The 13,719-nt window shown below is 40.3% G+C and carries 10 protein-coding genes; 9 read left to right on the top strand and 1 reads right to left on the bottom strand.

Annotated features, from left to right (window positions below; all coding sequences use genetic code 11):
- Nucleotide 1 precedes the first annotated feature (1 nt).
- Both EZ444_RS08310 and EZ444_RS08305 read left to right on the top strand, forming a co-directional pair.
- The gene (locus EZ444_RS08310; RefSeq protein ID WP_131608260.1) at nt 2-1,756 is read left to right on the top strand and encodes a hypothetical protein; all 1,755 of its coding nucleotides are present in this window, start codon (nt 2-4) and stop codon (nt 1,754-1,756) included.
- Between the two features lie 60 nt (nt 1,757-1,816).
- Nucleotides 1,817-3,379 carry a calcineurin-like phosphoesterase C-terminal domain-containing protein gene (locus EZ444_RS08305; RefSeq protein WP_131608259.1) on the top strand — a complete coding sequence of 521 codons (1,563 nt, stop codon included), beginning with the start codon at nt 1,817-1,819 and terminating at the stop codon, nt 3,377-3,379.
- A 48-nt stretch (nt 3,380-3,427) separates the two neighbouring features.
- Here the strand turns inward: EZ444_RS08305 and EZ444_RS08300 are convergent, their stop codons facing one another.
- Complete coding sequence (locus EZ444_RS08300) at nt 3,428-6,808, bottom strand: DEAD/DEAH box helicase (RefSeq protein ID WP_225874670.1); 3,381 nt, start codon at nt 6,806-6,808, stop codon at nt 3,428-3,430.
- Nucleotides 6,809-6,923: 115 nt separating this feature from the next.
- Between EZ444_RS08300 and EZ444_RS08295 the strand changes: the two genes are divergently transcribed.
- Genes EZ444_RS08295 through EZ444_RS08265 form a run of 7 tightly spaced genes read left to right on the top strand, consistent with a single transcriptional unit; the run spans nt 6,924 to nt 13,684 of the window.
- Entirely contained in the window at nt 6,924-7,295 is a 372-nt protein-coding gene (locus EZ444_RS08295; protein ID WP_131608257.1) for a transmembrane 220 family protein, read from the top strand.
- Between the two features lie 5 nt (nt 7,296-7,300).
- Nucleotides 7,301-7,999, top strand: a complete 699-nt coding sequence (locus EZ444_RS08290) for an EboA domain-containing protein (protein ID WP_131608256.1) — start codon at nt 7,301-7,303, stop codon at nt 7,997-7,999.
- 8 nt (nt 8,000-8,007) lie between these two features.
- A complete protein-coding gene (locus tag EZ444_RS08285) occupies nt 8,008-8,994 on the top strand; it encodes a TatD family hydrolase (protein ID WP_131608255.1) in 987 nt (328 codons plus the stop codon).
- 7 nt (nt 8,995-9,001) lie between these two features.
- Complete coding sequence (eboC, locus tag EZ444_RS08280; RefSeq protein WP_131608254.1) at nt 9,002-9,916, top strand: UbiA-like protein EboC; 915 nt, start codon at nt 9,002-9,004, stop codon at nt 9,914-9,916.
- 11 nt (nt 9,917-9,927) lie between these two features.
- Nucleotides 9,928-11,106, top strand: coding sequence for a 3-dehydroquinate synthase (locus EZ444_RS08275; RefSeq protein ID WP_131608253.1), 1,179 nt, complete (start codon nt 9,928-9,930; stop codon nt 11,104-11,106).
- A 1-nt stretch (nt 11,107) separates the two neighbouring features.
- Nucleotides 11,108-12,316 (top strand): metabolite traffic protein EboE, encoded by a 1,209-nt coding sequence (eboE, locus tag EZ444_RS08270; protein ID WP_131608252.1) that lies wholly within the window; start codon nt 11,108-11,110, stop codon nt 12,314-12,316.
- A gap of 15 nt (nt 12,317-12,331) precedes the next feature.
- Nucleotides 12,332-13,684 (top strand): alkaline phosphatase family protein, encoded by a 1,353-nt coding sequence (locus EZ444_RS08265; RefSeq protein WP_131608251.1) that lies wholly within the window; start codon nt 12,332-12,334, stop codon nt 13,682-13,684.
- The last annotated feature ends 35 nt before the right edge of the window (nt 13,685-13,719 follow it).

Raw genomic sequence — 13,719 nt, 5'->3', positions numbered from 1 at the left:
TATGAAGACTATTAAAAATATCACAACCCTATTCCTGCTTATTGTAGTTGGCCTTAATAGCGGTTGTAAAAAAGATCCTGTTATGTATGGCAAAGGAATCGAATCTTTTAAATTCATTGTTAAAGGTGCATCAAATACGGAAACGGAATACCCAGGTGTAATCTCAGGTGACGAAATTATAGTAGCACTGCCAACTGAAATTGATGTTACGAATCTGAAAGCCAGCTTTACGATAGATAACCCACGTACAATTGTACAGGTTGACGCTAAAGTCCAGGAATCAGGTATTTCTGAACAGGATTTTAGTCAACCTATATCGTATAAAGTAAAAGCTGAAGACAAAAGCACAAGAAGTTATTCAGTTCGGATAGAGAAGAAAATTGCCCTTCAATCTTTCGGATTCTTTAAGGCTGATAACCCAGGTGTCCTTGAAGAGGATTATCAGGCTGTAATCAGAGGCTTAACCATTGACATTTCCGTTCATGAAACCATTGATTTAACAAAATTGGTAGCAAGGTTTCAAACTACAACTGGATCTACCTTAAAAGTAGGCCCCATAAACCAGGAAAGCAAAGTAACATCCAATAATTTCGGGAATCCTGTGGTATATAGCTTTACTGATGCAGGCCTACCAGCCCCACTAAATTTTAATGTGCAACTTTCATTTATAGGTCCAAAATGGTGGATAATCGGTGAGAAAAGCATTGTTCCTTTCAAAACAAACGGAATTAAACTGGCAATACACCCTTTCAGCAAAATGCCGTATGTAACCTATTACAAGGGACCAAGCGATGATGCCGGCGTAACTGTTCCAGACTCATTAAGAAGGGTTGGTGTCATCAGTTATAACGGAACAGGATGGGAAAATCTGGGCAAAGTGACAGGAATTTCTCCCGGTAAAGCTGATGAACCAGTCATAGATTTTGGTGAAGAGGGCACCCCATACTTAGGATACAAAGACTATTTCAATTCTGACGAGAGAGCTACCGTAAAAAAATATGTAAATGATACATGGATAAATGTGGGAACAGAAAGATTTACACCAATGAAAGCTGACAAATACTCATTTGCAATTGGTGAAAACAATCAACCTATCATTGCACTATCTATTCAGACTACCCCAGGATTCACAAGGAGGTCCTTGTATGTGTCCAATTATACAAACGGAATATGGGGCAACGTAACTCCTGCTACCGCCAATCCTTTGTTAATAGCTTGTAGGATATTTAGAGGATTAAACGGGAAAACATACCTAGCTATCCTCGATAGAAGCTCCAACGTAAGCATGTTCAAGCTCGTGGGCAACACCTGGCAGCCCGTTGGCCCCGTAGGATTCAGGGCTTCCGATGGACTACCTGGTTACACCTCAGTAATAGGAGCAGTGGCCACAGATGGCACAGCCTATATTGGTTTTCAAACTGTATCCTCCAGTCAGCGTTTAAACAGGATTATGAAATTCAACGGTACAAACTGGGTAGAAATAGGATCAGCCGGAAGCAGTCAGGATCAGGATGAAAAATACGCACTCGCTATAGCTCCAGATGGTAAATTATATTTCGCTTATGCCAATACAACGGGACTTTACATGAGGACTTTAAACACCATCACCAATAACTGGAATACACCAAGAATTGTCATTTCCGGAAAGGTTAATGCATTCGACATGAAGGTGGCATCAGATGGCATCCCTTACCTTGCCTTAAGCGCTAACAGTGACGGTAGAATATCCGTTTATAAATACACAAATACGAAATAATATCTCTGCTTTTCATGGGTGCCTAAAAAACACCCATGAATACTTTTAAATCCTATTTAAATGAGAAAATTTAGTTTCTTCATTCTTATACTTACATCCTTCTCCCTACACGCCCAAACCACAGCCTCTGGCTACGTATTTAACGACACAAACGGAAATGGCAAAAGAGATCAAACAGAAAAAGGTATCCCTAACGTCTCGGTAACCAACGGACAGGAAGTTGTCCGCAGCAATAGCAAAGGTTTTTACCAATTACCTATTGGCAACGACAACATCATTAGCGTAATTAAACCTACCGGTTATCAGGTGCCATTAAACGCAGATAACCTACCTCAATATTATTACATCCACAAACCACAAGGCTCACCAATTTTAAAATACAAAGGAGTGCCACCTACAGGCCCTCTGCCAAAATCTATTGATTTTGCCCTAAAACCATCAACAGAAAAAGACAACTATACTGCACTTATTTTTGGCGACCCACAAGTATATAACCAGGAGCAGGTAGATTACTTTGTACGCGATGTAATTACCGAAGTGGAAGGCATTAAAGATGTCTCCTTTGGTATCAGCATGGGCGACGAAGTAGGCGATAAGCTTGATCTGTTTCCGGCTTATACTGCCGCGGTAAAACGCGTAGGGATCCCATGGTACAACATGATGGGTAACCACGACCTAGATGCTGATGCAACTACTGATTCTTTATCTGATGAATCTTTTGAGGCTCATTTTGGTCCCACCACCTATGCTTTCAATTATGGAAAAGTACATTTCATTGTACTCGATGATGTATTATATCCAGACCCACGTGACGGACGTGGCTATTACGGCGGTTTAAGAGAAGATCAACTGAAATTTGTAGAAAATGATTTGAAGCATGTCCCTAAAGACTACCTGATTGTAATGACGATGCATATTCCCATGAGTGAGCCTGAATTTCTTTTCAGTTCGTCCACCAGAAAAAGATTATTCAATGCCATTAAAGATTTCCCAAATACACTTTCCATTTCCGCACATACCCATATGCAGCGTCAGGATTTCTATGTGAAAGGTACAGAATGGCTTCAGGATAAACCCCACCATCATTTTAATATCGGAACAGCTTCGGGAGATTTTTATTCCGGCCTTAGCGACAAAAACGGCACACCCATTTCTACCATGCGTGATGGAACGCCTAAAGGCTACGGCTTTATTCATTTTAAAGGAAACCAATATGTAATCGATTATAAAGTCGCAGGTAAAGATGCTGCAGAGCAAATGAGAATCACAGCACCTGAAAAACTAAAACGGAATAGTGATACGCTAGCCTATGTCTATGTGAATTTTTACACGGGTGCTAAAAATGACAAAGTACAATACCGTATAGATGGCAACCAATGGAAAAATCTGGAACAAAGCACGGAATTTGATCCATTTTATCTTTCAGAAGTGGCGACATGGAAAAGCATAACCGATAAAAAACTGAAAGCCAGAAGACCTTCTAACCCTGCAAAAAGCACACACTTATGGAAAGGTCCAATTCCAACCAACTTATCAGCTGGTGAGCATACCATAGAAGTAAAAGCTACCGATATGTTTAACCGCCCCTTTACACAAAAAAACAGTTTTGTGATTACAGAGTAATCATAAAATAAGGCGAGGGTATAAACAACTACTTACACCCTCGCTTTATTAAAACAATCCCAGCAAATCCTTTTTGGAAAGTGTCTTATAGATTGACGTTTCCGTTTTGATCAGATCATCTACCAAATCCTTCTTGGTATCTTGTAACTTCATGATCTTATCTTCAATCGTATCCGGACAAATTAACCGAACAGCAACCACATTCTTTTCCTGCCCTATTCGGTAAGTACGGTCAATAGCTTGATTTTCTACCGCAGGATTCCACCATGGATCCACAATGTAAACATAGTCGGCCTTAGTTAAGTTTAAACCCACCCCACCTGCTTTTAAGCTAATCAGAAATACCCGAACCTCAGGATTGTCTTGAAATGAAGCCACTGCTCCCGCTCTATTCCTGGTTTGCCCCGTCAAGTATTCATGGGCAATCCCCCGTTCATAAAGCTCCTTCCTGATCAAGTCCAGCATTCCCACAAACTGCGAGAAAACCAATATCTTATGGTTTGGCGATTTATTTTCAATCTGCTCCAGCAATGTCTCCATCTTAGCGGAAGCATTACCATAAAACTTATCGTCTTTTAACAACTCGGCCGAATTACAAATCTGTCGCAATCTGGTGATGCCCTGCAAAATATGCATACTGCTTTTTTGCAACTCATCCTCCGCAACACCTTCTATATAATCTTTGATATCCTGCACCGCAGCCTCATACACCGTTCGCTGCTCAGTACCCATTTCGCAATAAATCACCATTTCCGTTTTATCCGGCAATTCTTTTGCCACCTGCTCTTTCGTTCTGCGCAGAATAAAAGGGCTAATCCTCTGCTGTAATTCCTTTGCACGCTTCGTCTCCTTAAATTGGTCAATAGGTACAGAGTACAATTCTTTAAACTGCTGCTTGCTCCCCAGTAATCCCGGACAGGCAAACGACATCTGTCCATACAAATCAAAAGTATTATTCTCTATCGGCGTACCCGTTAAAGCTACTTTGTTCCGAGACTGTAAAAGCCGTACTGCCTTGTAACGCTGCGAATCAGGGTTTTTAATCGTCTGCGACTCATCCAAAAACACATAATTAAACCGATAGGCTTTCAGAAAGTTGATATCAGCTAATAAAGTTCCGTAAGAGGTAAGGATCAGTTCGTACTGGTCAAATTCATGACTATTTTTCAACCTATCTGCACCATAAATGGTCCGTATTTTAATAGAAGGGGCAAATTTAGCAACCTCTGCCTGCCAGTTAAAAATTAAAGAAGCTGGCACCACAACCAGATTGGTGTTATGTGCCGATTTCTCCCTTTGAGTAAGTATAAAAGCAATGATTTGGATGGTTTTACCCAATCCCATATCATCAGCCAGACAGGCCCCGAAATTAAAATCATCCAGGAAGTTAAGCCAATTTACCCCGTCGTGCTGGTATCCCCGCAACTCTGCATTTAACGTATCTGGTATTTTTACCGGAATAATACTTTCCGGCCCAGATAATTTCCCACGATACATCGCCAGCTGATCTTTTACCGCTTCATCAAAAAGCTGCTCTTCATACAGCTCCGCGATCATATTGTAATTGATCTTATGTGTATGAATAGTATCATCAACCACCTCTCCGGCACTAAAGTAACTGGTAAATTTCTCTACCCACTCATCCGGCAAAATCCCCATCGTTCCATCATCCAGCTTGATAAATTTACTCTTGTTGCGGATAGATTTGTGTAGGTGTTTTAAAGAGATGGCCTCACCATTATATTCAACTTTTGCAACCGTTTCAAACCAATCAATACCACTAATCACCTTAATCGATATATCAGCTTTAAACTGACTCAGGTTATTATTATTCAACTTATTGAAGCCCATAATGGTAATACCTTTACTTCGCCAAGCCTCAAAAGCATCTAAAAACCATCCTATATCCAGGAAATGTTTGCGGTGCATATAAAAGCAATCCATTTTCATTTCCTCATCCAATTGTTCTTCAAAAAAGGGATGTTGTTTCGCAATATTGGATATAAACTGCAACTCCTCCTCTTCGTCTCTGCGCAGCTTAAATGTATTGCCATATTTATCCTTCCCAATGATTTGTTTTCTAGAAAGCACAGGGATTTCGGTATTGCTGTAACGCATTACAGGCGTAATCAGCACAAAATCTTCCGACTCGGATAAATAAATCAGTTGCTCATTTTCCAGGTCATACCCCTTTTCTTCGATCTGCGTTTTTGTAGCTGGTTTTAAATACGAATAATTGATTTTAACCTTCTCTTCCAACTTCGAAAGAATAGTTTCATAAAACTCATCAAACTTCGATTTATGAATCAGCATCTTATCATAATGCTTTTTAAAGAAATCAATTACCCGTAAAAAAGCAGGATTATCAATCAGGTATAAGTTGTTATCTAACCGAATAAAATAATGGTGCTTAATCACCAAATCCTCGATGGCTAGCGACTGTCCATCCAACATCAACCTACCCGACACCTCATAAAAATCCCCCTTTTCATTAACAGACAAAATCAGGTCGATACCGAGTACATTAAGTTTTACCCTAGTGATGGAACTAGCCGATATATTGGGCGACACCTTGCTGTCGTGCATGTAGATATCCAACCCTAGCGGATTTTTAGCCAAGGCCTTTAAGCCTTCCAAATCAGATTCAGAAGCCTCTGCATTATAATTGTTCTGAAACTTTAATATCCCGTTTAGGAATTTTAATTCGCTGCTATTTTCTGATCGCCAGATCATCTCTGATGGATCAAGGCTTTTTAAAGGGTTCTTTATCTTACCATCCTTGCTCGCCAAACCTTCGTAAAGGGATACAGTTAGGTGACTGTAAAAACGATGCTGACTAAAAACAACTATCGTTTTTACATCCTTCTTAATTAAACCGCCTGCTGATATTGGCCATTCTTTAGCTGGCAGCAGCGCCTCGCCGAGTTCCTGCTTCGTTTTTTTATTAATTGGAAATAAGGCTTTCACTTTGGGGCTGATCTCCAGCGCACCTTTTATATAATCGATCTGAAAATGATCATCCAGGTGCCCCTCATTTTCCAGTCCGTAATCAATTGCAAATTCTTTCAGCTTTTTAGACCGCAGAGTTTCATCAAAAAACAAGCGCAAGGGCTGCCGGTTCATGATGTTGTACAATACTTTGGCCTGGTACTCACACAATCCATTACTGCCCGACATACAGGTACATGACAACATTACCCGATCCCTGGTTTGGGTAATGGTTACCACCTGACTAGTCATCGAAACAGATGTATCATTAAAAACCGCGAAGTTTACCGCAATCTCCATTGGCGAAAGCTCATAAAACCCCTTCACTCCTGTATCTGCACCAACTTTACTATGTTTTAATATCTCCGATATGGTTAATGCCGAAATGTTAAAATTCGCTAAAGTATAATCATGTGTTAGGGCATTGATTTCTTTCTCCACCTGCAATTCTTAATGTAATCAATAAAAAAACTAAAATACGCTACGATACTTCTAAATCGATTTAATAATCTGTTTATTTGTATATACTAAACACACAAATATAAACTTCATTGTTATGCTACTGAGTATTTTAAACTCCATTTTTTGCATTGCCTTTATTTTATTCGCTTATGTAAACCTAAATGATAGTGATTCCTGGCTCTGGGTACCGATTTATATGATTGCATCCATCTGTTGTGGATTTGCCGTATTTAATCATTTTTACCCTACTGTGTATCTTGCGGCCATATCCTTCTATGTGATTTATGCTATAATCTTATTTTTTGTTAAAGATGGTGTACGAGACTGGATACTACGCTATAAAAGGCCTAGCCTGGTAGAAAGTATGCAGGCTACAAAACCTTATATAGAGAAAACCAGAGAGTTTTTCGGCTTACTAATCATTAGCGGAGCGCTTGCAATTAACTATTTTGTAGCTGTTAACTAAGTAAAATGCCTGTAATAGATATAAATCTGTATAAACTTTTCCAGCAAATCATTAAACGAAACCTAAGCAGTGATGCCTGGGACTGGCTGGAAAAAAAGATCAATTTAGTAAAGACTGAAGAAAGGTCAATGCAACTGAATCTTAGCTTTTCTCAGCTTTCAAGATTAACAGGAAGGAATATCGTTGAGCTAAATAGTAATGAAGTAATAGAGATCAACCTATCCATGTCCGGTCTGGAGCTTAATAACTGGACAATCGACAGGCTGTGTCGCGTTTGGCTTTTAATGCAAGTCCCGGCAGGAGACAAAGAAAACTATTTAAAAAAGATTAACGGCTTATTTGCGACTGCAGAGATGAATGAGCAAGTAGCGTTATATTCTGCCCTACCCATTTATTGTTACCCAGAAGAATGGATTGCAAGATGCGAAGAAGGGATAAGAAGTAACATAGGAATCGTATTAGAGGCCATTATGTACCACAATCCCTATCCCGCTAAATTCCTATCCACACCTTCATGGAACCAACTGGTGCTTAAAGCCTTTTTTACTGAAAAAGAGGTGGACAAAATCTACGGACTTTACGAAAGAATAAACCCTGCCCTGTCTGAAACCTTAATGGATTATATACAGGAACGTTTGGCTGCGCATAGAACTGTAGCACCAGAGATTTATCAATTGACACAACAAATGAACCCACAAATATAAAATGAACTATGTGCTGTAATGAGAATTTTGAGGAAAGAAACAAGGGCGAAAAAATACAAACTACCCTTGACCTGAACGATATCAGCGGAATGAAGTTCTTCGATCCGCATGTACACATGACCTCCCGAACTACGGATGATTATCAGGCCATGGCCGATGCCGGTATTGTAGCCCTGATAGAACCGGCCTTTTGGCTTGGACAACCGCGAACCGGTGTAGACAGCTTTACCGATTATTACAGTAGCCTGATTGGTTGGGAAAGATTTAGGTCATCGCAATTTGGCATTAAACACTACTGCACAATAGGACTAAACTCCCGTGAAGCCAACAATGAAAAACTGGCTGAGCAGGTCATGGAAATTTTGCCGCAGTTTATTTTTAAAGAAGGTGTAGTCGGAATCGGCGAAATTGGCTTTGATGATCAGACCGCAGCTGAAGAGAAATATTATCGACTGCAACTGGATCTTGCCCTTGAAGCTGGCCTTCCGGTACAAATTCATACCCCACACCGCGATAAGAAAAAAGGAACTCAACGAAGCATGGACATTGCCATCGAACAAGGTTTGGCACCGTACATGGTCATCGTAGACCATAACAATGAGGAAACAGTAAAAGAAGTACTCGACAGAGGATTTTGGGCAGCCTTTACCATTTACCCTTTTACAAAAATGGGAAATGAACGTATGGTAGAAGTGGTTAAACAATATGGATCGGAAAGAATCATGATCAATTCTGCTGCCGATTGGGGCATTAGCGATCCTTTAGCTATTCCTAAAACTGCCGCTTTAATGAAAAGATCGGGCATTAGCCTTGCCGATATTGAGCTAGTTACTTATCGCAATGCCATTACCGCATTTGCGCAAAGTGGACAAATCAATGAAGATGACTTTACTACGATTAAAAATATTGATCAAAGTCAGAAGTTTGCAAGCAACTCCATCCTACGTGGGGGGCAACAACCAAGAGTAGACAAGAATTCAATCATTATTTCATAATCTTATCATGAAAAAACTATTGGGATACCTGAGGCTAATGCGCCCAGCCAATGTGATTACAGCGGTTGCTGATGTAATGGCTGGAATGGCCATTGCAGGTTATTTTATACAACTGGCTCCTGGAACTTTCGGTTGGGGTACTGGGCCACAAATTTCTTTGCTCCCTGTTATCCTATTGTGTATATCTACGATAGGACTTTACAGTGGTGGAATTATCCTTAATGATGTTTTTGATGCAGATCTGGATGCCAAAGAACGTCCCGAACGCCCTATTCCGAGTGGACTAATCTCCAAAAAAGCGGCAACGATTTTTGGCGGCATCTTTTTCTTTATCGGCATTTTTGCAGCGGGCCTTTACAATTCAAATTCGCAATACCTGGCAGTGGCGATCATGGTAAGCTGCCTGATTTATAACAAATTCTTAAAACACAGTGCAATTTTCGGTCCCTTAAATATGGGGTTATGCCGTGGTTTAAATTTACTATTAGGCATAAGCATCATCCCTACAGCCATACAACAGTGGTGGTTTTTAGCCATTGTTCCAATCATTTATATCGCTGCAATCACCATGATCAGCAGAGGGGAAGTACACGGGGGTAGTAAAAAAACACTTTACTTTGCTTCAGTGCTTTATACTGTGGTTATTGCGGCTATTTTAGTCATTGCACAAACCAAGGGCAACCTCCTGTCTGCGCTTATTTTTATAGTTCCCTTTACCTTGATGATCTTTACGCCCCTACTCATCGCCATCCAGTTTCCAGTTGGTAAAAACATAGGAAAAGCCGTAAAATCAGGCGTTATTGCCCTAATTTTAATGAATGCATCCTGGGCCGCAGCCTTTGGTGTATGGAACGTTGCCATATTTATCGTCATTTTATTACCCATATCCATACTATTAGGCAAAGCATTTGCCGTTACTTAGTTCGCATTTTTATGAGTTTTTTAGAACAGTCTTTTAGTGTCAAATTTGACTACAAAATATATTTTACCAATTCCCTTTTCCAAAGCACCAATACTATCCTTGCTGACTTTTTTAAAGGAAGACCGGCAGAAGGAAGCCAAAAAATATTCTTTGTGATTGATGAAGGTGTAGCCATTACGCACCCAAATTTGATCAGTGATATCAAAGCATATTTTAAGAAGTGCAGCGAATTAAACCTGATCAACGACATCATGATCATTCCAGGCGGCGAGGCTTCAAAAAACGATCCCCAGTTATTTGACCAGCTCGTTGAGGCAGTAGATGTTCATGGTATAGACCGGCACTCCTATATTGCTGCCATCGGCGGAGGCGCCGTGCTTGATTTGGTCGGTTATGCCGCCGCAGTATCGCACAGAGGAATTAAACATATCCGTATCCCAACTACTGTATTGTCCCAAAACGACTCAGGAATCGGCGTTAAAAATGGCATCAATTACAAAGGGAAAAAGAATTTCCTAGGAACATTTGCCCCCCCTACCGCCGTATTTAATGACGAACAATTTTTACAAACCCTAAGTGACAGAGATTACCGATCCGGAATTTCAGAAGCCATAAAAGTTGCCCTCATTAAAGATCCAGCGTTTTTTTACTGGATAGAAGATCATGCAAATGAGTTGGCTTCAAAGCATACAGACAGCATGAACTACCTGATTAAACATTGTGCAAAACTACATCTAGACCATATTGCAGGGGCGGATCCTTTTGAAACCGGATCTGCAAGGCCATTAGATTTTGGCCATTGGAGTGCACATAAACAGGAACAGCTGAGCCAATTTACGGTTTTACATGGCGAAGCTGTAGCAATGGGGATCGCACTTGACAGTACTTATTCCTTTTTTGCAGGTTTGCTAACTGAGGATAAATTGCAGCGCATACTATCTGTAATGCTGCAGCTGTCCTTCGAAATCACCGATCCTATCATCCAGATTAAGGATACTCAATCACCTATTTTAAAAGGATTAACAGAATTTCAGGAACATCTAGGCGGTAAACTAACGATTACACTGTTAACAGACCTGGGCACTGGAAAAGAAGTACATGAAATGGATCATCAACTCCTGATTAAAGCGAGTGATTATGTAGCCAATTTTGCGAAAAACAACCTGGTTTTAAACTCCATAAATCACTAACATGAAAGTAAACACAGGCCATTTAACCTATTGTACAAACATTCATGCAGGCAAAAACTGGGAGGAAGATTTTAATGCCTTAAAACAAAACTTCCCGGTTATAAAACAAACCATTGCCCCGAACGAACCATTAGGGCTCGGATTAAGACTTTCTAATGAAGCCAGTCTGGAATTGAGAAATGAGGAGACTTTATTGCAATTTAAGCAGTGGTTAACAGAAAATGACGCCTATGTTTTTACCATGAATGGTTTCCCTTATGGAGATTTTCATCATACCGTTGTGAAAGAGCATGTACATACACCGGACTGGACTACCGATGAGCGCAAGGATTATACCATACGGCTGTTTCATATCCTGAAAGCATTACTACCCCAAGGTATGGACGGCGGCATTTCTACCTCTCCCCTTAGTTACCGACATTGGTTTAAAAATGAGGTAGATTTTAACAATGCAAAAGAAGCGGCTACACTAAATATCATAACCGTCATTGGCCTATTGATGACCATTCATCAGGAGACTGGACAGCTGTTACATCTCGACATAGAACCTGAACCAGATGGGATATTGGAAACGGGAAGAGAGTTTATCGATTGGTTTGAAAACGATCTTCTTGTTTTGGGTACTCCAATCCTGACAGAACAATTCAACATTTCAACTCAGGATGCTGCAGTTCACATAAAAAAGCACCTATGCTTGTGTTATGATGTATGCCATTTCGCCATCGGTTACGAAAACCATGAAGCGGTGCTCGCAGAACTGGAACAAAAAGAAATTGGGGTTGGCAAGATCCAAATCAGCGCTGCACTAAAGGCAGATATAAAGGGATCTATAGCAGAAAAATTAGCTATAAAAACGAGTTTCTCTACATTTAATGAATCTACCTACTTACATCAGGTGGTGGCCTTAAAAAAAGATGGTTCGTTAATCAGATACCCCGACCTGCCACAGGCGCTTGAAGACTTTGACCTCGAAAATATTGAACAATGGCGCTCGCATTTTCATGTACCCATTTCAATTAAAGAAATCGGATTACTACAGTCTACACAGGATGACATTACCACCCTACTTGAGCTACAAAAAAACAAACCTTTTACCAACCACCTGGAAGTCGAAACCTACACTTGGGAAGTATTACCTGAACAAATAAAATTACCGATCGCCCAATCGATCAGCAATGAGCTAAACTGGGTGATTGATACCTTGGCATAGATACAATTTATTTAGATGAAGAAAACTGTAGTTATAGACGTTGTTGGACTGTCCGCAAACCTGATTGGAAAACATACGCCATTTTTAGAGCAGTATATTAAAAATAAAAAACTGAGTACCATAGCTCCTATGTTACCTGCAGTAACCACTGCAGTACAATCAACCTACTTAACAGGCAAGCAACCTACCGAACATGGTATAGTTGGCAATGGATGGTATGACGAAACCGATGCCGAGATTAAATTCTGGAAGCAATCAAACAAGCTCGTGCAAGTTGAAAAGATCTGGGATCAGGCGAAAAAGGAAAACCCCAACTTTACCTGCTCAAATATGTTTTGGTGGTACAATATGTACTCCAATGCAGACTATTCGGTAACACCACGTCCAAACTACCTGGCCGACGGCAGAAAAATGCCAGATTGCTACTCAGAACCAGCAGAACTACGCGATATTTTACAAGAAAAACTAGGTCAGTTTCCTTTGTTTCAGTTTTGGGGACCAGGAGCAAATATAAAATCATCTAAGTGGATCGCCGATGCATCAATGCTAACCGATGAAATTTACGATCCCACTTTAACGCTAATCTATTTACCACATCTAGACTATTGTCTGCAAAAATTTGGGCCCAACTTTGATCATATTGGCAAAGAATTAAACGAAATAGATGCTATACTAAAAGAATTAATTGGCTTTTATGAAAGCAAGCATGCCAATGTGATCGTTCTTTCAGAATATGGCATTACCCCTGTAAACAACCCTGTACATTTAAACCGTGCTTTTAGGGAGGCCGGACTATTGCAAATCCGTACAGAACGTGGATTAGAATTGTTAGATGCCGGTGCTTCAAAAGCATTTGTTGTTGCCGATCATCAGATTGCCCACGTTTACATCAATGATAAATCTGTAACTGAACAGGTAAAAAATATACTTAATCAGAGCCCAGGTATTGCACTGGTTTTGGATGAAGAAGGTAAAAAAGCACATGGTATTAACCATGACCGGGCCGGAGATTTTGTATTGGTTGCCAAGCCAGAAAGCTGGTTTACCTATTACTTTTGGCTCGACGATGCCAAAGCACCCGATTATGCAAGGTGTGTTGATATCCATAAAAAACCGGGTTATGATCCCGTTGAAATGTTCATGTCATCTAAACCAAGGGCTGCCTATAAATTACTTAGAAAAAAAGCAGGCTTCAGATACATCATGGATGTGATCCCATTGGATGCAACACTGATAAAAGGCTCACATGGTAGCCTAAATACCCCTGCAGATTTCCATCCTGTTTTAATTACCGAGCCAGAGTTAAACTCGGAAAATAGAACTGCAACCCAAGTTTACGATGTCATTTGGAAGGCTTTGCAGGGCTAACCATCCTGACAAAAAAATCATATTTTGATAATAAA

The organism is Pedobacter hiemivivus (assembly GCF_004331685.1).
Classification (GTDB): Bacteria; Bacteroidota; Bacteroidia; order Sphingobacteriales; family Sphingobacteriaceae; genus Pedobacter; species Pedobacter hiemivivus.
The sequence above is the reverse complement of the archived record's forward strand: the minus strand, read 5'-3'. Positions and strand labels throughout refer to the sequence as shown.

What these genes read in the sequence shown, in the direction of transcription:
- EZ444_RS08310 (WP_131608260.1), top strand. Translation starts at nt 2, where the DNA reads ATGAAGACTATTAAAAATATCACAACCCTATTCCTGCTTATTGTAGTT.
- EZ444_RS08305 (WP_131608259.1), top strand. Translation starts at nt 1,817, where the DNA reads ATGAGAAAATTTAGTTTCTTCATTCTTATACTTACATCCTTCTCCCTA.
- EZ444_RS08295 (WP_131608257.1), top strand. Translation starts at nt 6,924, where the DNA reads ATGCTACTGAGTATTTTAAACTCCATTTTTTGCATTGCCTTTATTTTA.
- EZ444_RS08290 (WP_131608256.1), top strand. Translation starts at nt 7,301, where the DNA reads ATGCCTGTAATAGATATAAATCTGTATAAACTTTTCCAGCAAATCATT.
- EZ444_RS08285 (WP_131608255.1), top strand. Translation starts at nt 8,008, where the DNA reads ATGTGCTGTAATGAGAATTTTGAGGAAAGAAACAAGGGCGAAAAAATA.
- eboC (WP_131608254.1), top strand. Translation starts at nt 9,002, where the DNA reads ATGAAAAAACTATTGGGATACCTGAGGCTAATGCGCCCAGCCAATGTG.
- EZ444_RS08275 (WP_131608253.1), top strand. Translation starts at nt 9,928, where the DNA reads ATGAGTTTTTTAGAACAGTCTTTTAGTGTCAAATTTGACTACAAAATA.
- eboE (WP_131608252.1), top strand. Translation starts at nt 11,108, where the DNA reads ATGAAAGTAAACACAGGCCATTTAACCTATTGTACAAACATTCATGCA.
- EZ444_RS08265 (WP_131608251.1), top strand. Translation starts at nt 12,332, where the DNA reads ATGAAGAAAACTGTAGTTATAGACGTTGTTGGACTGTCCGCAAACCTG.